The sequence below is a fragment of the Enterococcus sp. DIV1090 genome, assembly GCF_050537975.1.
Lineage (GTDB): Bacteria > Bacillota > Bacilli > Lactobacillales > Enterococcaceae > Enterococcus > Enterococcus faecalis.
This window is the reverse complement of the sequence record NZ_CP172917.1, coordinates 2,880,965-2,906,720: the sequence shown is the minus strand read 5'-3', so window position 1 is coordinate 2,906,720 and position 25,756 is coordinate 2,880,965. Positions and strand designations below refer to the sequence as shown.

22 protein-coding genes are annotated in these 25,756 nt (G+C 40.0%); 20 read left to right on the top strand and 2 right to left on the bottom strand.

Annotation, left to right across the window (positions count from 1 at the left end):
- Window positions 1-522: 522 nt before the first annotated feature.
- From rpmH to IGL48_RS14030, 5 genes are all read left to right on the top strand, one after another.
- Window positions 523-657, top strand: a complete 135-nt coding sequence (gene rpmH, locus IGL48_RS14050) for a 50S ribosomal protein L34 (protein ID WP_002356012.1) — start codon at window positions 523-525, stop codon at window positions 655-657.
- Window positions 658-860: 203 nt separating this feature from the next.
- On the top strand, window positions 861-1,217 hold the full coding sequence (gene rnpA, locus IGL48_RS14045; RefSeq protein WP_048949321.1) for a ribonuclease P protein component: 357 nt from the start codon (window positions 861-863) through the stop codon (window positions 1,215-1,217).
- A complete protein-coding gene (locus tag IGL48_RS14040; protein WP_010824320.1) occupies window positions 1,217-2,044 on the top strand; it encodes a YidC/Oxa1 family membrane protein insertase in 828 nt (275 codons plus the stop codon). Before rnpA ends, IGL48_RS14040 begins: the two co-directional genes overlap by 1 nt.
- Before the next feature lie 14 nt (window positions 2,045-2,058).
- On the top strand, window positions 2,059-2,835 hold the full coding sequence (gene jag / locus IGL48_RS14035) for an RNA-binding cell elongation regulator Jag/EloR (RefSeq protein WP_002361456.1): 777 nt from the start codon (window positions 2,059-2,061) through the stop codon (window positions 2,833-2,835).
- Between the two features lie 298 nt (window positions 2,836-3,133).
- Window positions 3,134-3,856, top strand: coding sequence for a response regulator transcription factor (locus IGL48_RS14030; protein WP_002363545.1), 723 nt, complete (start codon window positions 3,134-3,136; stop codon window positions 3,854-3,856).
- A gap of 43 nt (window positions 3,857-3,899) precedes the next feature.
- Here the strand turns inward: IGL48_RS14030 and IGL48_RS14025 are convergent, their stop codons facing one another.
- Both IGL48_RS14025 and IGL48_RS14020 read right to left on the bottom strand, forming a co-directional pair.
- A complete protein-coding gene (locus IGL48_RS14025; protein WP_002356006.1) occupies window positions 3,900-4,595 on the bottom strand; it encodes a GntR family transcriptional regulator in 696 nt (231 codons plus the stop codon).
- Between the two features lie 133 nt (window positions 4,596-4,728).
- Window positions 4,729-6,126, bottom strand: a complete 1,398-nt coding sequence (locus IGL48_RS14020) for a CitMHS family transporter (protein WP_002356005.1) — start codon at window positions 6,124-6,126, stop codon at window positions 4,729-4,731.
- A 404-nt stretch (window positions 6,127-6,530) separates the two neighbouring features.
- On the opposite strand from IGL48_RS14020, the gene IGL48_RS14015 reads away from it, so the two are divergent.
- The 15 genes from IGL48_RS14015 (at window position 6,531) to mnmG (ending at window position 25,666) form a co-directional block, all read left to right on the top strand.
- Window positions 6,531-6,893 (top strand): hypothetical protein, encoded by a 363-nt coding sequence (locus IGL48_RS14015; protein ID WP_002356004.1) that lies wholly within the window; start codon window positions 6,531-6,533, stop codon window positions 6,891-6,893.
- The gene (locus IGL48_RS14010; RefSeq protein ID WP_002363547.1) at window positions 6,877-7,278 is read left to right on the top strand and encodes an acetyl-CoA carboxylase biotin carboxyl carrier protein subunit; all 402 of its coding nucleotides are present in this window, start codon (window positions 6,877-6,879) and stop codon (window positions 7,276-7,278) included. The genes IGL48_RS14015 and IGL48_RS14010 overlap by 17 nt, the downstream gene beginning before the upstream one ends.
- A gap of 29 nt (window positions 7,279-7,307) precedes the next feature.
- Entirely contained in the window at window positions 7,308-8,423 is a 1,116-nt protein-coding gene (locus IGL48_RS14005) for a sodium ion-translocating decarboxylase subunit beta (protein WP_002383526.1), read from the top strand.
- A 21-nt stretch (window positions 8,424-8,444) separates the two neighbouring features.
- Window positions 8,445-8,579 (top strand): OadG-related small transporter subunit, encoded by a 135-nt coding sequence (locus tag IGL48_RS14000; protein WP_002356001.1) that lies wholly within the window; start codon window positions 8,445-8,447, stop codon window positions 8,577-8,579.
- Window positions 8,580-8,611: 32 nt separating this feature from the next.
- Window positions 8,612-9,604, top strand: a complete 993-nt coding sequence (citC, locus tag IGL48_RS13995) for a [citrate (pro-3S)-lyase] ligase (protein ID WP_025190654.1) — start codon at window positions 8,612-8,614, stop codon at window positions 9,602-9,604.
- A 5-nt stretch (window positions 9,605-9,609) separates the two neighbouring features.
- On the top strand, window positions 9,610-9,918 hold the full coding sequence (citD, locus tag IGL48_RS13990) for a citrate lyase acyl carrier protein (RefSeq protein ID WP_002355999.1): 309 nt from the start codon (window positions 9,610-9,612) through the stop codon (window positions 9,916-9,918).
- Window positions 9,906-10,793, top strand: coding sequence for a citrate (pro-3S)-lyase subunit beta (gene citE / locus IGL48_RS13985; protein ID WP_002355998.1), 888 nt, complete (start codon window positions 9,906-9,908; stop codon window positions 10,791-10,793). Before citD ends, citE begins: the two co-directional genes overlap by 13 nt.
- Window positions 10,794-10,795: 2 nt before the next feature.
- Window positions 10,796-12,328, top strand: coding sequence for a citrate lyase subunit alpha (gene citF, locus IGL48_RS13980; RefSeq protein ID WP_002367543.1), 1,533 nt, complete (start codon window positions 10,796-10,798; stop codon window positions 12,326-12,328).
- A complete protein-coding gene (citX, locus tag IGL48_RS13975; protein WP_025190248.1) occupies window positions 12,321-12,857 on the top strand; it encodes a citrate lyase holo-[acyl-carrier protein] synthase in 537 nt (178 codons plus the stop codon). The genes citF and citX overlap by 8 nt, the downstream gene beginning before the upstream one ends.
- Entirely contained in the window at window positions 12,850-14,247 is a 1,398-nt protein-coding gene (locus IGL48_RS13970) for an oxaloacetate decarboxylase subunit alpha (protein ID WP_002359205.1), read from the top strand. Before citX ends, IGL48_RS13970 begins: the two co-directional genes overlap by 8 nt.
- Before the next feature lie 117 nt (window positions 14,248-14,364).
- Entirely contained in the window at window positions 14,365-15,537 is a 1,173-nt protein-coding gene (locus IGL48_RS13965; RefSeq protein ID WP_010710949.1) for an NAD(P)-dependent malic enzyme, read from the top strand.
- 6 nt (window positions 15,538-15,543) lie between these two features.
- On the top strand, window positions 15,544-16,413 hold the full coding sequence (gene citG / locus IGL48_RS13960) for a triphosphoribosyl-dephospho-CoA synthase CitG (protein ID WP_002355991.1): 870 nt from the start codon (window positions 15,544-15,546) through the stop codon (window positions 16,411-16,413).
- A gap of 740 nt (window positions 16,414-17,153) precedes the next feature.
- Window positions 17,154-22,118 carry an Ig-like domain-containing protein gene (locus IGL48_RS13955; protein ID WP_025190653.1) on the top strand — a complete coding sequence of 1,655 codons (4,965 nt, stop codon included), beginning with the start codon at window positions 17,154-17,156 and terminating at the stop codon, window positions 22,116-22,118.
- Window positions 22,119-22,350: 232 nt separating this feature from the next.
- Window positions 22,351-23,748, top strand: coding sequence for a tRNA uridine-5-carboxymethylaminomethyl(34) synthesis GTPase MnmE (gene mnmE, locus IGL48_RS13950; protein ID WP_002355989.1), 1,398 nt, complete (start codon window positions 22,351-22,353; stop codon window positions 23,746-23,748).
- Window positions 23,749-23,767: 19 nt separating this feature from the next.
- Window positions 23,768-25,666 (top strand): tRNA uridine-5-carboxymethylaminomethyl(34) synthesis enzyme MnmG, encoded by a 1,899-nt coding sequence (mnmG, locus tag IGL48_RS13945; protein WP_002355988.1) that lies wholly within the window; start codon window positions 23,768-23,770, stop codon window positions 25,664-25,666.
- The last annotated feature ends 90 nt before the right edge of the window (window positions 25,667-25,756 follow it).

Below are 25,756 nucleotides of genomic sequence, written 5' to 3'. Positions count from 1 at the left end.
ACAGTGACCTCCTATATGTTTAAATTTTGGTTATCTAAAAAATGTGGATAACTTAAAAGAATGAGCATAGTCGATTTTAGCATTTTTTTAAAACTTTTTCCACAAGCAATTGTTCAATGTGGAAAAAAAGTACACAAGGGTGAAAAAAGTTTTCCACAGGGTGTCGGTACTTGCGGAAGAAAGTGGTTGTTGAATGAGTTATCCACAAAAAGTTGAGAATAATTAAGCTTGACACAATCATGTTTCAAGAACTTATCAACAGCTAAAAAAACACCTGTGCAAAACTTTTTAACAGGCTGTTTTTTTGTGTAAAACTAGTGGAAAAATGGCTGTGAACAGAAAAAAATGTGGAAAACTATCCACAAGCTACTCACAGGAAAATTTAATTTGTGGATAATTGAAACGAATCTTTCTCAGGAAATATTTCTTAAATTTTATTGACAAAAGACCCTATTACTCGTTATACTATCAAAGTATGTCTATATATTGATGGATAGTTACAATTTCAGGAGGTGTAATTGCATGAAAAGAACGTATCAACCAAACAAACGTAAACGCCAAAAAGTTCACGGATTCCGTAAACGTATGAGCACTAAAAATGGCCGTCGCGTATTAGCAAGCCGTCGTCGTAAAGGTAGAAAAGTTATTTCTGCTTAATGATGGTCTGGTCTTTTAAACAGTCAATTTCTAAGAACCCTTAGTTATCTCCATAATTTTTTGGAAGATGTGAAGATAACTAAGGGTTCTTTTTCTGTTTTCAATAAAAGAAAGCAGGATTCTATAGAAAAGGCTACTAAAAAAGAGCGGAAATATGCTATTATTATTAAGAAGTAAAAAAATATAGAAACAAAGGGATGCCGATGAAAAAGTCCTACCGTGTCAAGAAAGAAAAAGAATTTCAACAGGTGTTTAATAAAAAACAATCTTGTGCAAATCGTCGTTTCGTGGTGTACGTTTTAGAGAAACCACAACAAGCCCATTTTCGAGTGGGGATTTCTGTTGGGAAGAAAATTGGAAACGCGGTCACAAGAAATGCTGTGAAGCGGAAAATCCGCGCGAGTTTATTTCAATTAAAAGACCGTATCTCTCCAGAAATTGATTTTATCGTGATTGCACGTCCAGGATTGGAAAAGTTATCGTCTGAAGAAGTGAAAGCTAATTTAACACATGTGTTAAATTTAGCTAAAATATTAAATGTAAGAGAGGGAATTGAGTAGTGAAGAAGTATAAGCGCTTATTATTAATGGCTGGGTTAGTGACCTTAGTCTTTGTTTTATCCGCCTGCGGAACCGCGCCCGTAAGTGAAAGTAGTACAGGAATTTGGGATCGATACATTGTTTATTATTTTGCCCAAGCGATTAAGTTCCTATCATTAGGCGGCAGTGTCGGAATTGGGATTATCCTATTTACGTTAGTCATCCGGATTATTTTATTGCCGTTGATGCATTTCCAAACGAAGAGTATGCGTAAAACACAAGAGTTGCAACCGCAATTAAAGGACTTGCAACAAAAATATTCTTCAAAAGATCCTGAAACACAACGCTTATTCCGAGAAGAACAGCAACGTTTGTATGCAGAGAATAATGTGAATCCTTACATTGGCTGTTTACCACTGTTGGTTCAACTACCAATCATGATGGCTTTGTATCAAGCCATTTCACGCGTGCCTGAGTTAAAAGAAGGAACGTTCTTGTGGTTAAGCCTCGATAAGCCGGATCCGTATTTAATTTTACCGATTTTAGCGGCTGTCTTTACGTTTGCTAGTACGTATCTTTCAAGTATGAGCCAACTAGAAACAAATGCCTCACTGAAAATTATGAATTACGTTATGCCAGCGATGATCTTCTTTATGGGGATTTCATTAGCCAGCAGTTTATCTCTTTACTGGGTGGTCTCAAATGCCTTCCAAACAGGGCAAACATTGTTATTAAACAATCCATTCAAAATCCGTAAAGAGCGGGAGGAAGCAGCACGTCAAGCCAAAGCACGGGAGCGAGCGCTTGAACGAGCAAAAAGTCCTAAGAAAAAAGGAAAGAAAAAATAAAGGAGGTCGTTCAGATGCCGATTTATGAAGGAAATACAATCGAAGAAGCAACGCAGAAAGGCTTACAAGCACTTGGTTTAACCAAAGAGGATGTTACAATTGATGTGTTAGACGAAGGAAAAAAAGGATTTTTAGGTCTAGGAAAAAAACTTGCCCAAATTTCAATGGAACCAACAATTAGTGAGCAAGTCACAGAAGCGGTCGAAGAAACAGTGGAAGATATTGTTGTTGCCGATGAAGCAACAGCAGTGGAAGAAGCAGTTGAGGAATTAACCGAAGCAATTCCTAGTCTCTCAGAGGAATCAACACATTCTTTAGAAAATCTGGAAGACGAAGCTGCTATTACTGAATTAGCGATGTATTTAACGAATATTTCAAATGAACTGAACGCCCCTGCCATGGTTCGCATAGCGCGCGAGAATGGCAATATTATCTTCCATTTAGAAACAGAAAAACAAGGTATCTTAATTGGAAAACACGGAAAAGTGTTAAATGCGTTACAGTATTTAGCGCAAGTCTTTATTCACCGCATTGCAAGCAATAAGCTATCGATTGTTGTGAATGTCGGAAATTATCGTGAAAAACGTCATGAAATTTTGGAACGTTTAGCGAAACGCACCGCGGAAAAAGCCAAACGCACTGGGCGGCCAGTCTTCTTGGAACCAATGCCGGCTTTTGAAAGAAAACAAATTCATCACACGCTAAGTAAAGATGAGCAAATCAAAACCCATTCTGAAGGGGATGAACCTTATCGGTATTTAGTGGTTGAACCAGTTAAGAAGTATTTTTAAACAGAGGTCGGGACGGAACCGTTTAGCTCCGAGAAATAAGAAGGAATTTCCGAAAATTGCTTTTTAATTTTTGGAGAATTTCGGCTTATTTCCGAAGGAGTTGGTTCTGTTCCCGCCGTTTATCAGGTTTTGAGCCTGGAACAAAAATCCAAAGTGATTTTTGTTCCAGGCTCTTTCCCAGTTAAATGATTTTTTAGCCGTCTCCGTTTCTTTTTTTATGTTATGATAATCAGTAATTACTCCAGTAGTAAATTCAAATGAAAAAGTTTTGTAAAGAGACGTAGGGGGAGCAACAGGTATGCGTACGGAGAAAATACTGGTTGTAGATGATGATGCAGCAGTTCGTCGCTTGATTTGGAAAGCATTACAATCAACAGGTATTCTTATTTACCAAAGTGAATCAATTGAAAAAACAAAAGATATTGTGTCCAGAGTTACCTTTGATTTGTTCATTTTAGATGATAACTTGGAACATGACAGCGATGGTTACTACTTAGTCCAAATGATTAGAGAGAAATATCCACTAGTGCCAATTATCTTTTTTAGTAGCAAAAAAGAAGAAGAGGATATCATTGCAGCCTTGGAAATGGGCGTGGATAGTTATATAACGAAACCTTTTTCCTTGAATGTTTTTAAGGCTCAGGTGATTGCTTCGTTGAATCGAGCTCGAATGATTCGAAAACAATTGAATGTTTATAAAAAAGAAGAGCTACAGGTAGGCGATTTCCGTTTTGATTATGGTCGTTATCAACTATTTAAAAAGGATTTACCTATTTCATTGTCTTCGAAAGAAGTTCAATTAATTCAATTTTTTCTGGAGAATCCCGAGCAAGTATTCTCTAAAGAACAAATTTACAGCAGTGTTTGGGGTACTGGGGATGTCGATGCGAATACGATTATGGTTTTTATTAATCGTTTACGAAGTAAATTAGAAGAAAACCCGAAAGAACCTTGTTACCTTCGGACCGTTTGGGGCATTGGTTATACCTTTACGCCAGATGGTTGCGTACAAAAAAAATGAAAAAAGGCCCGCAGTTGCACGAGCGACTGCGGGCCTTTTTTGATTATTCAATTTGTCGACGTTCCATTTCTTTCAAAATAAATTGAAGCGAACGATTTAGATGTTCATGGGTTAAAAGTGTGATCTGGTCAATATTCTTTGTTTTCATTCCGCGGAAAATTAACCAATGTTCTTCTAGGGCAATACTACGACGTTCTGAGGCACGAATTGCAATATCTCTGAAATAGATTAAGTAAGCATGGAGATCAGTCACAATTTTTTTTAAACGTAGCATCTGACTCTTAGTATAAATAAAGGAATTAAAATCTGAAAAGTTCTGTAGTAAGTCATCTACTTGGTTATTTTTATTGTATTGTTCTCCTTCGAGAAGTAAGGCTTCCAATTCATCAAAATCTTCTGGTGTCATGAGTTCCATGGCTTTAATGGTTGCTAAAGTGTCCAAAGATTTACGAATATCATAAATTTCATAAGCATCTTTCATACTAATCCCTTTAACCACGATACCCACCATAGGTATATGTTCCACCAATTGTTCTTTGACCAATTCTTGTAAAGCAAAGCGAATGGGCGTCCGACTAATGTTTAATTGCTCGGAAAATTCTTTTTCGTTAATCCGTTCACCTGCAGGAATATCCCCTAAAATAATGGTTTTTTTAAAGGCTTCATAGGTACAAATTTTTAGAGGTTTACTGCTGGTTAAATCTAAGTTCCGTTTTACTGCTTCAACCGTTGGATTCATATGAGGCACCTCCCTATAGGTTATTTTTATAGATAATAAATATAATATTAAAAATGAAAATATAACGCAAGAAAAGACAAAATGAAAAGAAAACCGAGGAGAAAAGGCACTCCTACGGTTTCAGCGACGACGTTTAATTTTGTGGAATAAATAAAGGCATGTGACCTAAAGCAACAATTGTAACAACGAAAATAACGAAAATTCCTAAGGCATATTTTGCTGATTCTTTTTGCCATTGGCCCATATCTAAACCAGTTAAACGTAATAGCAAGTAAATAAATGCCACTAATGGACTTAATAAGTGGAACGCTTGCCCCATTAAGGAAGCTAAAGCCATAGACATATTGTCAAATCCATAAGAACGTCCAGCTTCTGCTAGGACTGGTAAGACACCGAAATAGAAACCATCGTTTGAAATAAAGAATGTTCCTGGTGCTGAAATGAACGCAATCACTAAGCCCCAAGCGCCGGCTAATTGTTTTGGAATAATATTAACAAAGCTATTTGCTAAGGCATTGGCCATACCAGAACCTTGGAATAAGCCCATGAAGACGCCAGCAGCAAAAACTAAGATAACTACTTGCACAGCGTCACCAGCATTTGCACTGATGCGGCTGCTTTGATCTTTTAATTTTGGATAGTTGATCATTAAAGCGATACAAGTACCAACTAGGAATAATAATAACGGTGGCATTTCAATCCACGAAGGCAAACCTAATTGACCAACGAATGAACTTAGGACTAACCAACCGATTAAGACAATCGTTAAAATACCATTGAATGCAAAATTCTTTGGACGACGAATTTCTAATAACTCAGGATCGTTAACAATAGTCATTTCTTCCAATTCTTTATCAGTAAGAGTTGTCACGCCTAAGCGAGCACGTTCTTTTTTCCCCATGCGATAAGCAACAAAGAAGATAACATACAATACAGATAAAATCATACCAGGTGCTAAATAAGAAAGAATGTCGGCATCAACTTCTAGTACAGCCATGGCACGAGCTGTTGGACCGCCCCAAGGTAATAAGTTCATAATGGTGTTTTGTAAGATAACAAGCACACCTAAATTCATCAATTTCATATTAAGTTTTTTGTAGATGGGAATAAACGCAGAACAGCAAATCAAGGTCGTAGTTGTTCCATCTCCGTTTAAGGAAACAGCAGCAGCAACTACCGCAGTAGCCATCAAGACTTTCATTGGATCGCCTTTAGCAAAGTAAATCATTTTTTTAGTGATTGGGTCAAACAAACCAGCATCCAACATAATAGAGAAGTAAAGAATGGCAAATAATAACATAATACCAGTTTTTGAAGTAGTTGAAATCCCATCTAAGACGAAATTCCCAATGTTGACTTCAGGGACAACACCGTCAGCACCAGGTGGCGGACTCGCTACTCCAGTTGCAATTGCAATCAAAGTAAAAATAAGAGGAATAATTACTAAAGATGTAAACGGTGACAATTTCTTTTTCATGATTACATACATAAAGATGATAATCATACCATAAGCTAAAATAGTGAGTAACATGTTTTTCTTCCTTTCTTTTTTTAGAACTTTTTTGTAAGCGTTAACAACCGGTGTTAATAAAAAAGAATAGCCATGAGAAATGTTTCACAGTATTCTGGTTTACAACAAAAAATATTTTTTGTGTTTGTCTATAGTGTGAGAATATACAAACTTTCGCAGAGAATAAATAGCCTAAAACAAAAAGAACATCAAAAAAACAATTCAACAATCAAATTCTTATTAATAACTTAATATAATATTAATAAAATCTTAACGGCTGATAAATGCTTATATACCAATGTTTACAGAGTTTTTTTCACAAAATAAACAATAAAAGAACAATCTGAGCTAGTGTTTTCACTAGGTTTTTTAACGGTTTTTTCTATAATGAACGTATACCAAGAATTAGTGAAAGGAGAGACAATATGGGCCTATTTAAGTCCTTATTCAAGAAAGAGCAACACACGCAGGATACCGAGATTAATGAAAGCGTTATCCAACGTGAAGCGGATAACTTGGAAAAGCGATGGATAGATATACCAGCATATATTCCTGCTGAGCCAAAAGAATATCAATTGGTAAGTATTGTGGCCACTGCCATCGCAGCAGGAGAGTTTCCAGAAAGTCGTTTTGTTATCAAAAAAATCGCAAAACGAAATCCAGAAGCAAAAGAAGTTGCCATTATTGCAGCCAGTATAGCTGCAGAGCTTTCAGAAGAGTCTCAGCTAGTTGTCAAAAGAATTTCAAAACAAAACCTTGAGGAGGATCATTATGTTACGCAAATTTAAAATTTCAATTGATGGGAAAGAATATTTAGTCGAGATGGAAGAAATCGGTGGCGTCCCACAACCAGCACCTGTTGCGCCACAACCAACAGCGCCAGTTGCTACGACAGAAACACCAGCCCCTGCTGTTGAAGAAGCCCCAGCGCCAGCAGCACAGCCAGCAGCCCCAGCAGGAGCAGATGCAATGCCTGCGCCAATGCCAGGAACTGTGTTAAAAGTATTAGTCAATGTTGGTGATACGGTGTCTGAGAACCAACCATTGTTAATTTTAGAAGCAATGAAGATGGAAAATGAAATCGTTGCAGGAAAAGCAGGTACGGTAACAGGAATTCATGTTACCCAAGGCCAAATTGTGAACCCAGGGGAACCATTAATAACAATTAACTAGAATTAATTTAAGAAGAGGAAGTGATTTGTGTGGAGACACTGATTCAAGGTGTTATAGGAATGGGCCAAGAACCAGGACGCATTGTGATGATGCTGATTGGTGGACTATTAATGTATTTAGGAATAAAAAAAGAGTATGAACCAACACTTTTAGTGCCGATGGGTTTAGGAACGATTTTAGTGAACTTTCCTAATTCCGGCGTATTGAGCGCTGGCGGCGAGCCAGGTCCGTTTAATGTTCTTTTTGATTTTGGAATAAAAACAGAGTTATTCCCGTTATTATTATTTATTGGGATTGGGGCAATGATTGATTTCGGTCCATTGTTACAAAATCCGTTTATGTTGATGTTTGGTGCCGCTGCACAGTTTGGAATTTTCTTTACAGTTATTATGGCTGTTTTATTAGGTTTTGATTTAAACGATGCTGCTTCGATCGGGATTATTGGTGCCGCTGATGGCCCAACGTCTATTTTCGTAGCAAATACCTTACATTCAAAATACATGGGGGCCATAATGGTTGCCGCTTACTCCTACATGGCGTTAGTTCCGATTATTCAACCAGTAGCGATTAAAGCAGTGACGACGAAAGCCGAACGTCGTATCCGTATGACTTATCGGGCCGGTGAAGTTTCTCAAACAGCGAAAATTCTTTTCCCGGTTGTTATTACGATTGTCGCAGGGTTAATTGCGCCGGTGTCATTACCATTAGTTGGTTTCTTAATGTTTGGGAACTTATTAAGAGAATGTGGCGTTTTGGATCGTTTATCCATTACAGCTCAAAATGAATTGGTAAATATTATTAGTATCTTGCTAGGACTATCTATTTCCGTTAGCATGAACTATGCAGAGTTCTTAAAAGTCGATACATTGATGGTTATTGGCTTAGGGTTAGTCGCCTTTATTATGGACTCAGTCGGCGGCGTGCTTTTTGCTAAATTCTTGAATTTATTTAGAAAAGAAAAAATCAATCCAATGATTGGTGCTGCGGGTATTTCCGCTTTCCCAATGTCTAGTCGGGTCATTCAAAAAATGGCTACAGATGAAGACCCACAAAACTTTATTTTAATGCATGCTGCTGGTGCCAACGTTTCAGGACAAATCGCTTCTGTAATTGCTGGTGGCTTACTATTAGCCTTTTTAACATAGGACGGAAAGGAGAACGAATACATGTCTGTTAACATGGAAGATTTAAAAATTGCTTTTGAACTGTTAGGTTTTGGTTGGGGCGGCGTTTTCGTTGTTTTATTTATCATTTATCTAGCGTCTAAATTACTAACAAAATTATTTCCAATTAAAAAATAAAGGAGGTTATTGCTGTGAGCAGCGTATATACAATGAAAAGAATCTGGTTGCAAAAAGATAAAAAAGCTTATCAAGCTTGGCGCGAATTAATGGAAAAAGCCGCATTGCAAACGACAGAAGCACTTGATTACACCGTTGGCATATATGATGACACAGCATTAATCGCCTCTGGCTCGCTTTCAGGCAAAACGATTAAGTGCGTGGCCGTTTGTAAAAAATATCAATCTGAAAATTTGTTAACCCAATTGGTGGTTCATCTACTTGAAAAACTGAGAGAAGAAAACCAATTACACAGTTTTTTGTATACAAAACCAAAAAATGAACAAATTTTTCAGTCGCTAGGCTTCCAAAAAGTGGTTGCGAATCAAGAGGTGCTATTTATGGAGCAAGGCAAACCAGATTTTGCCGATTATCTTGGTTACCTGACACAGCATAAAAAAGCAGGGCCAGCCAGTAGCATTGTCATGAATGCAAATCCTTTTACGAAAGGCCATCAGTACTTAGTCGAAAAAGCAGCCAAAGAAAGTTCACACGTTTATGTGTTTGTTTTATCTGAAGATAAATCGCTGTTTTCAAAAGAAGCACGTTTCGCAATGGTGCAAAAAGGGGTCGCCCATTTACCCAATGTGACAGTCCTATCTACAGAAGATTACTTAGTTTCGTCTGCGACTTTTCCTACCTATTTTTTGAAAGAAAAAGCGCCATTAGAGGTAGCTGCAATTCAAGCAACGCTTGATGCAACGTTATTTAAAGAAAGAATTGCGCCAATACTTGAAATTCAGCAACGTTATGTGGGAGAAGAGCCTTATTCAGAAGTGACCGCTGTCTACAATCAAGCAATGCAACAAGTTTTCGGACAAACGATAACGCTAACCATTGTCCCGCGATTAGCGAGTGATGGAGAGCTGATTAGTGCGACGAAAGTTCGCAAAGCGATGGCTGAAGGCGACAAAGAGACACTCAAGAAGTTTTTACCAGCAACAAGTTATCAATACTTAGTAGAACACAAGAAACTAATGAGGTGAAGAAAGTGAAGATTATCAAAAATGCTACTGCAGGGACAGTAGAATCAAGTGATATTATGATTACCGTCCAACCCATTGAATCAACAGAAAATACCATTGAATTAGAAAGTAGTGTCGAAAAACAATTTGGCAATCAAATTCGTCAGGTGATTACGACAACTTTGGAACATTTAGATGTCCAAGGCGTTGCGGTCAAGGCGATTGATAAAGGGGCATTAGATTGTACAATCAAAGCTCGGATGATTACAGTTTTACATCGAGGCGCTGAAAAAGAAACGTATGATTGGAAGGAGTTGGACTCATGGAACGTTTAAGAAGAACAATGATGTTTGTCCCTGGAGCGAACGCAGCAATGCTAAGAGATGCACCTTTGTATGGGGCAGATTCAATCATGTTTGATTTAGAAGATGCAGTTTCATTAAAAGAAAAAGACTCTGCCCGTGTTTTAGTCCATTCTGCTTTGAAAACTTTCGATTATGGCAATATTGAAATTGTTGTTCGGATCAATGCTTTAGATGCCGGTGGTGCAGAAGATATTGAAGCAATGGTCTTAGCTGGTGTCGATGTGATTCGTTTACCAAAAACAGAAACAGCCCAAGATATCATTGATGTCGAGGCAGTCATTACAGAAGTAGAACAGCAAAATGACATTCCCGTAGGAACAACGAAAATGATGGCTGCTATCGAATCGGCTGAAGGTGTTCTAAATGCGCCCGCGATTGCCAAAAGTTCAACTCGCTTGATTGGCATCGCGTTAGGCGCCGAAGACTATGTTACCAATATGAAAACACGCCGCCATCCAGATGGCCAAGAACTATTCTTTGCTCGTAGCATGATTTTACATGCCGCTCGAGCAGCTGGGATTGCAGCTATTGATACGGTCTATTCAGATGTAGACAATACGGAAGGCTTTGAAGCCGAAGTTCGTTTGATTAAACAGCTAGGTTTCGATGGGAAATCGGTGATTAACCCTCGTCAAATCCCATTAGTTAATACTATTTATGCGCCAACAGAAAAAGAAATCCAGAATGCTAAGGAAGTAATCTGGGGCATTCGGGAAGCCGAAGCTAAAGGTTCCGGTGTTATCTCCGTAAATGGAAAAATGGTTGATAAACCAATTGTTGAACGAGCTGAACGGGTCATTGCGTTAGCATTGGCGGCTAAATTAATTACCGAGGAGGAAATATAGACATGGTAGTAAATAAAGTAGGCAAAGACATTCCTCAATCTTATGCAGAGCAATACGGCATTTATGAAGGAGAATTAGCACACATTGGTGCTTATCAAGAAGCGAGCCGAGCAATTAAACCAGTGAAACCTCGGGAGACAAAACTTTTAGGAAGTATTCGTGAAGCAATTGAAAAAACAGGTTTAAAAGATGGCATGACCATCTCTTTCCATCACCATTTCCGTGAAGGAGACTATGTGATGAATTTAGTTTTAGCCGAGATTGCCGCCATGGGGCTGAAAAACATTTCGATTGCACCTAGTTCAATTGCAAATGTTCATGAACCTTTGATCGAACACATTAAAAATGGAGTAGTCACCAACATTACTTCTTCAGGTTTGAGAGATAAAGTAGGAGCCGCTATTTCAGCAGGTATCATGGAAAATCCTGTGGTGATTCGTTCACATGGTGGCCGGGCACGGGCAGTAGCAGCAGGCGATATCCATATTGATGTAGCTTTCTTAGGTGCACCAAGTTCAGATGCTTATGGAAATGCGAATGGAACCAAAGGAAAAGCCACCTGTGGTTCTCTTGGATATGCGATGGTCGATGCAAAATATGCGGATCAAGTGGTCATCATTACTGACACATTAGTGCCATATCCTAATACCCCTATTAGTATTCCACAAACAGATGTTGATTATGTGGTAGAAATTGATGCAATTGGTGATCCAGATGGAATTGCCAAAGGCGCGACACGTTTTACAAAGAATCCTAAAGAATTATTGATTGCTGAATATGCCGCAAAAATAATTACACATTCTCCTTACTACAAAGAAGGCTTCTCATTCCAAACAGGAACAGGTGGCTCTTCACTAGCAGTTACGCGGTTCATGAGAGAACAAATGCTTAAAGATGGCATTAAAGCAAGTTTCGCTTTAGGCGGAATTACGAATGCAATGGTGGAACTTTTGGAAGAAGGTTTAGTAGAAAAAATTATTGACGTCCAAGACTTTGATCATCCATCAGCTATTTCTTTAGGAGAAAATGCCAATCATTATGAAATTGATGCCAATATGTATGCTTCACCGCTTAGCAAAGGGGCGGTTATTAATCAATTAGATACAGCTATTTTATCTGCTTTAGAAGTGGACACAGATTTTAATGTAAATGTCATTACTGGTTCAGATGGTGTCATCCGTGGTGCTTCTGGCGGACATTCCGATACAAGTATGGCTTGTAAAATGAGTCTAGTGATTGCACCACTTGTTCGTGGACGGATTCCAACAATCGTTGAGCAAGTAAATACAGTCGTTACACCAGGTACGAGTGTCGATGTCGTAGTAACAGAAGTCGGCATTGCAATCAATCCAAAAAGAACAGACTTAATTGATTGTTTTAAAACCTTAGATGTTCCTCAGTTTACGTTAGAAGAGTTGAAAGACAAAGCCTACAACATTGTTGGCACCCCGGAACCAATTAAATATGGAGACAAAGTTGTTGCGTTAATTGAATACCGAGATGGTAGTCTAATTGATGTGGTACGCAATGTTTAATGGGGAAAAAGTAACACTTTTAGAGATGTTGGATGCTCGCGAACAAAGAGCTGCCACACAGAAGGAGTTGTTAGAAACAGCACCAGAAGCTAGTCTCTTATCTGCCACAATGAATATTCCTGGAGAAGTAAAAAATTCGCCCACTTTAACGGCTGTTTTTTTAGAAGTAATTGACGAAGTCGAGCAACAATTGCTGGATCAAGTACCGATTGTTAATTTTTACCGGAATGAAAAAACAGGGCCTGAATATTATTTGGCGGTTTCGTTAGCCCCGCAAGAGTTAAAACAAAGAATGGTCAAAATTGAAGAAACACATCCTTATGGTCGTTTAGTGGACCTAGATGTTTTATGGGGAAATGAGGAACTAAAAAGCCTTCATCGAGGAGATTTAGGCTTGCCACCACGGAGCTGTTTTATTTGCCAAGAAGAGGCGAAAGTCTGTGGACGAAATCGACGTCACAGTCTTGAAGCAATGCAAGAAAAAATAACAGAAATAATTTTGACACGAAAGGAGCAGCCAAGTGAGTAAAAAAATTCGTTTTACAGAAACGGTGCTACGGGATGGACAACAAAGTTTAATTGCAACACGGATGCCAACCTCAGATATGCTGCCGATTATTAAAACAATGGACGAGGCAGGATTTCATGCATTAGAAATGTGGGGCGGGGCAACGTTTGATTCCTGTGTCCGCTATTTAAACGAGGATCCTTGGGAACGTCTTCGCCAAATTCGCAAAGAAGTTAAAAATACCAAACTTCAAATGTTATTACGAGGACAAAATTTACTAGGATATCGTCATTACGCTGATGATGTGGTGCGGGCCTTTGTCGAAAAATCAGTTGAAAATGGGATTGATATTATTCGTATTTTCGATGCCTTGAATGATGTCCGTAATTTACAAACAGCAATTCAAACAACAAAAGAAGCTGGCGGACACTGTCAAGCAGCGATCTCTTATACCACGAGTGAAATTCATACCATCGATTACTTTGTAAAATTAGCCAAAGAATTAAGTCAAACAGGAGCGGATTCCATTTGTATTAAGGACATGGCAGGCGTTTTGACGCCACAAACGGGTTTTGAATTAGTGAGCAAAATGAAAGATGCCATTGATTTACCTTTAGAGGTGCATACGCATGCGACTAGTGGTATTTCTGAGATGACCTATTTAAAAGTTGCTGAAGCAGGTGCGGATATTATCGATACAGCTATCTCTTCTTTCGCTGGTGGTACGAGTCAACCAGCCACAGAATCTGTAGCCATTGCGTTAGAAGATTTAGGCTTTGAAACAGGTTTAAATATGGAAAAAGTAACAGAGATTGCTGACTATTTCAATCCGATTCGTGATCGTTTTAGAAGTGAAGGCATTTTAAACCCTAAAGTTAAAGATACGGAACCGAAAACCTTGATTTATCAAGTGCCTGGTGGTATGTTATCAAACTTATTAAGTCAATTAACGGAGCAAGGTTTGCAAGACAAATATGAAGAAGTTTTAGCTGAAGTACCTAAAGTAAGAGCGGATTTAGGGTATCCACCACTAGTTACGCCGCTTTCACAAATGGTCGGAACACAAGCCTTAATGAATGTGATTTCTGGGGAAAGATATTCCTTAATACCGAATGAAATCAAAGATTATGTGCGCGGAGAATATGGCAAATCACCAGCACCTATCGCAGAAGAGATTAAGCAAAAAATCATTGGGGATGAAGAGGTAATCACTTGTCGACCAGCGGATTTATTGAAACCAGAGTTGCATAGTTTAGAAAATGAAATCCAACAATATGCAAAATCTGAAGAGGATGTCCTATTATATGCGATGTTCCCACAACAAGGAAAAGACTTTTTAGGACGTCGTGAAGATCCTTTTTACGATGTACCGTTACAGAAAGTGACAGTCAAACTTGACTTGCCAGAATAGAACGGGCAAGTGCTCCGCAAATGTATAAAGAAGCAAGGGTTTGAGCGACGATAACGGTTGTTCAAACCCTTGCTTCATCAAATAGAAAAAAGGCAGCCCGTGAAAGGAAGTGACAATGTGTTAGAAGAAGTTCTAGCAATTCATCAAAAAAATATTGGTGTACTAAGTCTTGAAGCAACAGAAGCGGTGTTAAACCATCATGATTTAGCCAAAATGTATACACCTGGTGTCGCAGAATTGAGTTTAATGATTGCCCAAAATCATGAATTAGCGCGCGAGTGGACCATTAGTGGTAAGTTAATTGCGGTTATTACAGATGGATCAGCTGTTCTGGGTCTCGGCAATATGGGCACGCAAGCGGGCTTGCCAATTGTTGAAGGCAAAGCTTTACTTTATAAAAATTTGGCGGGGGTCGATGCTATTCCCTTAGCACTGGAACAAAAATCAGTGGACGAGATGGTTCAAACAATTGAAAATTTACAAAATAGTTTTGCAGGAATCCATTTAGAAGATATTTCTGCACCAAAATGTTTTGAAATTGAAGAAAAACTTCAACAACGTTTGAACATTCCTGTGTATCATGATGACCAAGAAGGCACTGCCATTGTCGTTTTAGCTGGGCTAATTAACGCAGCTAAAATTAAAGGAAAACCTTTAAATGAATTACGTGTGGTGATTAACGGAGTTGGAGCTTCTGGTGTAGCGACCGCTAAGTTATGTATTCAAGCGGGGATTACGCATCTCACCTTAGTAGATCGCCAAGGTGTTTTAAGAGAAGAAGACCCGACATTGAATCCTTACCAACGTGCTTTGCTTCGACAGGTAATAAAACCATCAGTAGAAAACAAAGATTTAGCCACCGCTGTCGTCAATCAGGATGTTTTTTTAGGCTTATCAGAAGCGGATGTGCTAACGCCAGCCCTGATTAAATCAATGAACCAAGACCCAATTATCTTTGCTTTAGCAAATCCTAAACCAGAAATTGAACCAGCCCTCGCCCAAGCCAATGGCGTCCGTTTATTAGCAACTGGTTCTTCCAAATATCCGAATCAAGTGAACAACATTTTAGCTTTTCCAGGTCTTTTTAAAGGGTTATTGGCAGCGAAAGGCAGAAAAGTCGATGTCGGTTTGCAAATGACAGTAGCACGAAGCTTGGCCGCTATGATTTCAGAACCCACAGCAGAAAAATTTATACCTAATGTATTTGATGGCGGCGTAGTTGACACGGTTTTTAATGCTGTACTAGACTATATAAAACAAGAAAAGACCACGGCAGAAGAAGGGACGTAAAAGGCAATGACAAAGCAAGCAAGGAGTAAATTAGCGCAGCAAGCACAATTGGCACTACTCTATGAAGTGACCTGTTTAAATAAACCAGGCTTGGTGGATCCAGTCGATGCAGGCGCCCATCAAGATATGGATGTTTTCACTTTTTTAGAAAGTAGTGTGGTTTTGACTCCTTATTTTGAAACCTTCGTTCAAGCTGGGACAGAGCTACGTCATTTGCCGATTGAGGCAACATTTCGCGCAATTCGACAAGTTGGTTTAGAAGCAGAACGAGCGATGTTTGAGGCAACAGAAGGTATCAATACACATAAAGGAGCGATTTTTTCTCTAGGTATTTTTTTAGCTATCTGTGGTCGTTTAATGATTTGGGAGACCCCTTGCACCTTACAATTGTTTCAACAAACGCTTCAAACAATGACGCAAGACTTATTGGCTGACTTTGAAAACCTCGCTACGAATGAGCTAGAAAAACTAACTTGGGGTGAACGACTATTTGTTCAGCATGGCTTGACTGGAATCCGTGGTGAGGCGCAACAAGGTTATCCCGCTGTCTTTGAACAGGGAGTGCCTTATTATCAAAAACATCAAGGCACACAACAACAAAAACTCATTGATACGCTCCTTTATTTATCGCTCTATGTTGAGGATACGAATTTGATTAAACGAAGTCAAAATGTCCAAATTTTTGAAATATATCAACCGTTAATCCAGGAATATTTTGCTTTAGGGGGGACACAAACGTTACGGGGAACCCTTTGTTTAGAAAGATTGAATCACTTATTCAAAGAAAAAAATTGGAGTATTGGTGGCAGTGCAGATGCTTTAATTTTGGTGGTGTTTTTAGATAAACTAATGAAATTAAATTGGCTGACCCCTTAATTAAAAAGATAGTTACAACGCTGATTTGGTCAGTTATTTTGACCTTATATGCTTATGGAAAGGTCTCAAGAGAATTCAAGAAAGCGATTGACAAATACCACGAAACACAGTATATTTTATTACGAAATCATTCTTATCAGAGTATACAAATACGATGATAAACAGTTGAAGCGAATCTTGATTTGCTTTTCCTAAACCTGATTCTTTTAGAATCAGGTTTTTGTTTATCTAAAAGGCGGCATTCGTTCAAAAACGGCTGTCGCCTTTTTTTATGAAATTTTTTTAATATAAAAAATTTCATAAAAAAATCTTAAAAACAGAAAAAATTGTTATAGATTAGAGTCATTTTTTTGATGTAAAGTTTTTATGACTTACAGCCATAAAATTGATAAAAACAGTCAAAGAAGCAGAAAAAATAATAGTGGAATTTCTCAAAAAAATAAAAAAATTTTCCGTTATTTAATTATCGATTTATCAAACGATAAGTTATAATAAAATAATTTATTTATCTTTAATGATTGAGGAGAAATGTATAAACTTCCTCATTTTCCTCTCATTGTATAATAACTCACTAATGAATTAGTGAGTTTTTTAACATATCCAGGATGTTTGTTATCAAATGAATTTTTATATAAAAATTCACAGCATTATATTTTGAAAAGCTGAGGAAATGTACTAAACTGCAGGTGTTAAATCCATTTAAATCGCTAAAGGGGGAGATGAACAACTAGGGGAAGCTAATGATCTTGGTATTTATCGTTTATTTTAAAGAAAAGAGGGACGATCAGATGAAAAAGAAAATTGTTGAGGATTTTAATCGGAAAAGTCAGCATAAAAAATGGACAAAACGCAAGATGCTTAATTTAGCAATATCAAGTGGTTTATTATTTACGTCATTAGCAATCCCTGTAAGTATAGCTGTTACCTCTGGCACAATCAGTGCATCAGCAGCGGTCTTGGATATCGAACTATTATCAAATGTTACGTCAAATAATGACAGTGGCACTTCAACGAGTAATCGTTGGACAGCCGCAAACCAAAATCAACCAGTTAATTTCACGGTTTCTGGTGGCGCTTTAGCAGATGCTTCCGCTGTGTTTAGTGGACAAAAACAAGCGGTGTTAGTGGTTCCTCCTGAGTTAAGAGGAAATGTAGCTGCAGCAGGCAGCGCAGCAATCAATACCAATGTCACGATTGATCTTTCAAAAGTTACTTTTTTGACCGCCGTTTTGAATGCAGCCAATGATTTAACCAATGTCATTACTCAAATTACCAGTGGAGCGTTAGGGAATTTAACTGGTGTTGATATTGATCTGACGGAAGTGAATCGTCAGTTGGAATTAGTGAATAACATTGAAAACTTAGGTGCTGCTTCATTTACAGCTCCGGAAACGTTAGCAGCTGACGGCTCATACATTAGCGCACCAATTAGTGATGGTTTAGGGTTAGTTTTAGCCCAAAATGTTTCAAACATCTTACAAGATTTGAATGCGGCAGTTCAAGCTTTGGAGGCAAAAGGAACCAGTATCCCAAGTAATCTTGTCGCCACAGCCATAAATGCAGCCTTGCTTCCTGTCAAAGGCACGGTAAACGTGGCTGTTTCAGGTGCTTTGCCTTTATTAGCGGTTGGTGGTTCAGGTGTGAATGAGTTAGTGGATGCTTCTTTACTAGGCGCAACTACGGTTACTTTACCAACTACCGTTTCAACACCTCAAAATTTATCCAATAATTTAGATGCTCGTTTTGTAGGAACAGTCGTTCAAACAGATCTTTTAGACGTTAATTTATTAGCAACAGCAGACGGTGTATCCAACATTTATTTTGCTGCAGGTACTACTAGTGAAGTAACCGCACCTACCGTAACAGGAGTAACAGGCAATTCAACGGCAGGTTACGAAGTTAAAGGAACTGCCGATGCCAATGCCACGGTTGAAATCCGAAATGCAGGAGGTGCCGTGATAGGTACAGGTACTGCTGATGGGACAGGGGCATTTACAGTTACCATTCCCGCAGGTGAAGCAGGTGCGAATGAAACGTTAACCGCCGTAGCGAAAAACGCCAGCGGCACAGAAAGTACGCCAACAACGTTCCAAACACCAGCGGATGAAGCAACCGTAACCGCACCAACAATCACAGGAGTGACAGGTAATTCAACGGCAGGTTACGAAGTTAAAGGAACTGCCGACGCCAATGCCACGGTTGAAATCCGAAATGCAGGAGGCACCGTAATAGGTACAGGTACCGCCGATGGGACAGGGGCATTTACAGTTACCATTCCCGCAGGTGAAGCAGGTGCTAATGAAACGTTAACCGCCGTAGCGAAAAACGCCAGCGGCACAGAAAGCACGCCAACAACGTTCCAAACACCAGCGGATGAAGCAACCGTAACCGCACCAACAATCACAGGAGTAACAGGCAATTCAACAGCAGGTTACGAGATCAAAGGCACCGCCGACGCCAATGCCACGGTTGAGATCCGAAATGCAGGAGGCACCGTAATAGGTACAGGTACCGCTGATGGGACAGGAGCGTTTACAGTTACCATTCCCGCAGGTGAAGCAGGTGCCAATGAAACGTTAACCGCCGTAGCGAAAAACGCCAGCGGCACAGAAAGTACGCCAACAACGTTCCAAACACCAGCGGATCCTAATACACCCGTAGCGACGCCAATTGTTGAGACTGTAACAGGTAGTACAACAAAAGGCTATGAGGTCAAAGGGACTGCTGAAGTTGGCACCACCATTGAGGTTCGCGATGCAGCTGGCACGGTCCTTGGTACTGCAACAACTGGAACTGACGGAAAATATACAGTGACTTTAGATCCAGGAAAAGCAACAGCAAATCAAACGCTGAGCGTTGTAGCGAAAAACGCTAGTGGCACGGAAAGTCAACCAGCAACGGCGACAACACCAGCTGATGTCACTGCACCAACAGTTGATAACATCACAGGCAACTCTGGTTCGGGTTATGAAATTACAGGAACAGCAGACCCTAACACAACAATCGAAGTTCGTGATCCAGCTGGGGCAGTCATTGGTACAGGTACCTCTGATGCGAATGGTGATTTTACTGTAACGCTACCAACGGGAACGACAAATCCTGGAGATACGTTAACAGTGATTGGAAAGGATAACGCAGGAAATGAAAGTCAACCGACTGAAGTCCTTGTTCCTGCTGATGCCACGGTTACAGCACCAACTGTAACAGGAGTAACAGGTAATTCAGTTGCTGGTTATCAGGTGACAGGCACCGCTGATCCGAATGCTACCATTGAAATTCGTGATGCAGATGGGAACGTGATTGTAACAGGGACTGCCGATGGGACTGGTTCCTTTGCTGTGAACCTTCCAGCTGGGACGGCAAATGCGAATGAAACATTGACAGCGTTAGCCAAAGATCCTGATGGCAATACAAGTACACCGACAACCTTCCAAACACCAGCAGATGAAGTAGTGGCACCGCCAAGTGTCGACAAAGTTACTGGGAATACAACACAAGGATATCAAGTGACAGGTACCGCTGAACTTGGCACCACCATTGAAGTTCGTGCAACAGACGGAACAGTTTTAGGCACCGCAACAACTGGACCGACTGGCCAATATACTGTGACGTTAGCTTCAGGAAAAGCAACAGCTAAACAAACAGTGAATGTAGTTGCTAAAAATGATACTGGACTTGAGAGTCAACCAACTACAGCTATGACACCCGCTGATGTTACCACACCAACAATTGGTGACATTACTGGAGATTCAACAACTGGTTATGAAATCACTGGGACGGCGGACCCTAATACCACCATTGAAGTACGGAACCCAGATGGAACAATTATTGGTACAACGACAACGGATGATCAAGGAAACTTTACTGTGGACCTTCCAGCGGGAGCCGCTAATCCTGGTGATACATTAACAGTTGTTGGAAAAGACGGTGACGGCAATGAAAGTCAACCAACGGAAGTGACGGTCCCTGAAGATGCAACCGTAGCAGCACCAACTGTGACGACTGTTACAGGAACAACTGCCACTGGGTATCAAGTAACCGGCACGGCAGAGCCAAATGTCACCATTGAGATTCACAATGAAGCAGGTTTAGTTATTGCTACGGGAACGACTGATGGTGCTGGCGCCTTTACAATCACTCTTCCGACGGGCACAGCAACAGCTAACGAAGCCTTAACTGCCATTGCGAAAGATGCTGCTGGGAAAGAAAGTAATCCGACTGCTTTCAAAACACCTGCTGATCCAGATGCACCAGTCGCGACACCTACTGTTGACAAAATCACTGGTAGCACGACAAAAGGCTATCAAGTAGTAGGAACAGCAGAAGTTGGTACAACAGTTGAGGTGCGTGACACCGATGGCACAGTCCTTGGCATGGCAACTACTGGAACTGATGGCAAATACACAGTGACTTTAGAGCCAGGGAAGGCCTCAGCTAACGAAACAATAACTGTCGTAGCGAAAAATGCAACAGGGAAAGAAAGTCAGCCGGCTACAGCAACTACACCAGCCGACTTAGCCACACCAACCATTGATTCTATTACCGGAAATTCTAGTAAAGGTTACGAAATCACTGGAACGGCGGAGCCAAAAACCACTATTGATGTCCGTGACGCAGACGGAACCATCATTGCTGCTACAACTGCTAACGAAACCGGCCAATATACGGTGACTCTACCAGCTGGCGTAGTGACACCAGGAGAAACGATTACGATTATTAGCAAAGATGGCGCTGGCAATGAAAGTCAACCAGCTACAGCCGTTATTCCAGCGGATGTTGTTTTAGCGGCGCCAACTATTACGAAGGTTGAAGGAAACAAAGCCAATGGCTATACAGTCACTGGAACTGCTGATCCAAATGTCACGGTTCAATTTTACAATAGCAGTGAAAAATTATTGGCAAGTGGCAATACAACTACTGGAGGCACCTTCTCCGTTCATATTGCAGCAGGGTTAGCAACAGAAAAAGAAACGTTAACCGCACTAACCACAGATACACAAGGAAATGTGAGTCCTAAAACCACATTTATGACGCCAGCCGATATTACGGGAGAACCAGAAATTAAAATTGCGGCGCCAACTGTTTCTTCAGTTTTAGGAACGTCTAAAGCCGGCTACCTCATCAAAGGAACAGCTGAACCAAACCGAATCATTCAAATTAGTAACCGACTATTAAGAAGTGTGATTGCTGTAGGTGCCACCGATGCTGAAGGCAACTTCGCTATCCAATTAACAGCGGGACAAGCGACTGCTCAACAAAGTTTACTTGCGACAGCTACAGATGGCGCAGGACATTACAGTACGGCTACAACCTTCATGACACCAGCCGACCCAACGAATCTTGGAGGAGGCAATGGTAACACTGGCGGAAATAACGGCAATACAGGCGGCAACACAGGAAACAATGGCGCAACTGGTGGGAATAATGGGAATGGTTCAAATACAGGTTCAAATCCAAATGGAGGTTCTGGTTTAGGCACAACAGGTTCTGGCTTAGGTTCACTAGGCAATGGCCTCGGTACAAATGGTAGTGGCTACAATCCGAAACTAAGTACCATCAGTTATGGCACTGGAAATCACGGGAAAACAGGCTACTTACCTAGCACAGGTGAAAAAGAGTCTTCAGCCGTGACAACAAGTTTGTTTGGCGCCTTTGTCGCACTCCTTGCGAGCATGGGAATCATCAAACGCAAACGTAAAAACTAGCTCTCTCCTTTAATTCCTATAGATGAGAAAACGTATTGTTGAGAATTCCCCACTCAATGATACGTTTTTTCGTTCCATTTAATGAAGAAAAATTGCCAAATAGAATAAAATGTGCTATTCTATTTTCAGAAAATCGAAGGAACAAGCAGTGAAAGTGCTAAATCCAACCTGAATTTTTTAATGCAGGAGGAGTGGGCGCTTTTTTTGTTGTTATGAAGAAAGGAAGCTAATTATGCAATCAGCTACAATGGAATTTGATACAATTGCGGCGATTTCTACGCCGCCAGGTGAAGGTGCGATTAGTATTGTTCGTTTAAGTGGCGAGCAAGCAGTTGCTATTGCAAACAAAGTTTATCGGTCAGGCACTAAAGATTTAGCTAAAGTCCCCACGCACACGATTCATTATGGTCATATTGTTGATCCGCAAAACGATCAATTGATTGATGAAGTCATGCTTTCTGTGATGCGGGCACCGAAAACATTTACACGAGAAGACGTGGTAGAAATTAACTGTCATGGCGGCATTGTCGTGGTGAACCAATTACTGCAATTACTGTTACGTGAAGGCGCACGAATGGCCGAACCTGGGGAATTTACAAAACGTGCTTTTCTAAATGGCCGAATGGATCTTTCACAAGCAGAAGCAGTGATGGACTTAATCCGTGCTAAAACGGATAAAGCGATGAATGTTGCATTGAACCAATTGGATGGTAACTTGTCGGCGTTAATTCGTTCATTAAGACAAGAAATTTTAAATACTTTAGCGCAAGTAGAAGTTAATATTGATTATCCAGAGTATGATGATGTCGAAGAATTAACCACGAAATTACTTTTAGAAAAAGCCGAATTTGTGAAAGCGCAGATTCAACAATTATTAACGACCGCTAAACAAGGAAAAATTTTGCGAGAAGGTCTAAGTACAGCAATTATTGGCCGACCAAATGTCGGGAAATCCAGTTTGTTAAACCATCTGTTACGAGAAGAAAAAGCTATCGTTACAGATATTGCTGGAACGACACGTGATGTCATTGAAGAATACGTTAACGTTCGCGGTGTTCCTTTAAAATTAATTGATACAGCGGGGATTCGCGAAACAGAAGACATTGTGGAACGAATTGGTGTCGAACGCAGCCGCAAAGCGTTAGCAGATTCGGATTTAATTTTGTTAGTCTTAAATCAAAGCGAAGAATTGACAGAGGAAGATCGTCAACTGTTGGAAGCAACGAAAGGCTTAAAACGCGTTATTCTTTTAAATAAAATGGACTTACCGACAAAACTAGATCCTAACGAATTACAAGAATTAGTCCCTGCAGAAGAAATTTTATCCGTTTCGGTGTTGTCAAACACAGGCTTAGACCAGTTAGAAGCGAAAATTGCTGATCTTTTCTTTGGCGGCCAAACAGGCGAAAAAGATGCTACCTATATTTCTAATACACGTCATATTGCTTTGCTGGATCAAGCAGCGCTTTCGTTACAAGAAGTGATTAACGGCATCGAAGCAGGTATGCCAGTCGATTTAGTTCAAATTGATATGACCCGTTGTTGGGATTATTTAGGGGAAATCGTCGGCGATAGTGTCCAAGATGAATTAATTACACAGTTATTTAGTCAATTTTGTTTAGGAAAATAAGACAAGAGAGGAATTTTTTATGAATCAATATCAAGCAGAATCATATGATGTTATTGTCGTCGGTGCTGGACATGCTGGCTCTGAAGCAGCCTTAGCAGCCGCACGAATGGGCGTTAAAACGTTACTTTTAACGATTAATTTAGATATGGTTGCTTTTATGCCATGTAACCCTTCTGTTGGTGGACCTGCCAAAGGAGTCGTTGTCCGAGAAATCGATGCATTAGGCGGCGAAATGGGTAAAAACATTGATAAAACCTACATCCAAATGCGGATGCTAAATACTGGTAAAGGTCCAGCAGTGCGTGCGTTGCGCGCGCAAGCTGACAAACATGCCTATGCGACAGAAATGAAACATACCATTGAAAAAGAAGAAAATTTAACCCTTCGTCAAGGGATTGTTGAAGAATTAATCGTGGAAGATGGCGTTTGTCGTGGTGTTGTAACTTCAACAGGTGCCGCATACCGTAGTCAAGCAGTGGTGATTACTGCCGGTACTGCCTTGCGTGGCGAAATTATTATTGGTGAATTAAAATATTCATCAGGACCAAACAATTCGCAACCTTCCGTTGGTTTAGCCAATCATTTAAAAGAATTAGGTTTAGAAATCGATCGCTTTAAAACAGGAACGCCGCCGCGAGTAAAATCAAGTACGATTGATTATTCTGTGACAGAGGAACAACCAGGCGATAAAGAACCCAACCACTTTAGTTACAGCACGCCAGATAGTGCCTACAATCAAAACCAAGAACCTTGTTGGTTAACTTATACGAATGAAACAACGCATGAAATTATTCAAAAAAATCTACACCGTGCCCCAATGTTTACTGGGATTGTTGAAGGTGTGGGCGCTCGGTATTGCCCATCCATCGAGGACAAAATTGTTCGTTTTGCAGACAAACCAAGACACCAATTGTTCTTGGAACCAGAAGGGTTGAATACCGAAGAAGTTTACGTCCAAGGCTTATCTACTTCTTTACCAGAAGATGTCCAAACAGAAATGCTTCATTCTATTGAAGGATTAGAAAAAGTAGAAATGATGCGTACAGGTTACGCCATTGAATACGATGTGGTAGTCCCTCACCAATTACGCCCAACATTAGAAACAAAGGTCATTGAAAATCTTTATACAGCAGGTCAAACGAACGGAACTAGTGGCTACGAAGAAGCTGCTGGTCAAGGCTTGATGGCAGGAATTAATGCTGCATTGAAAATTCAAGGCAAAGAGCCTCTTGTTTTAAAACGTAGTGATGGCTATATTGGCGTCATGATTGACGATTTAGTTACAAAAGGCACTAACGAACCTTATCGCTTATTAACGTCACGTGCGGAGTATCGTTTGATTTTACGACATGACAATGCGGACTTACGTTTAACAGAAATGGGTCATGAAATTGGCTTAGTCAAAGAAGAACAATATGCCGCCTATCTAGTCAAAAAAGCGGCTGTTGAAGCGGAAATTGCCCGCTTAGGCAAACATCGGATTAAACCAACCAAAGAAGTGCAAGCATTTTTGGAAACAAAAGGCGCTGCTGGCTTAAAAGACGGTATTTTAGCTAGAGATTTTCTGAAACGCCCAGAAATCAGTTATCAAGAAGTCGCTCAATTTATTCCCGCACCTGAAGAGGCGCTCGATCCAAAAGTGATTGAACAAGTAGAAATTCAAATCAAGTACGAAGGCTACATTAAAAAAGCCATGGAAAAAGTTGAGAAACTAAAACGCATGGAAGCAAAACGCATTCCAGAAAACATCGATTACCAAGCGATTAACGGCTTGGCGACAGAAGCAAAACAAAAACTACAAAAAATCCAACCAGAAACGATTGCCCAAGCAAGCCGTATCAGCGGTGTGAACCCCGCTGACATTAGCATTTTGATGGTCTACATCGAACAAGGAAAAATCGCGAAAGTGCAAGGATAATAAAAATTTGAAGCAGTTGCTTCTTCACGGATGATTGATTGTGAAGAAGCAACTGCTTTTTTGTTTTGAATTAGTCTACTTTTTTTTCTA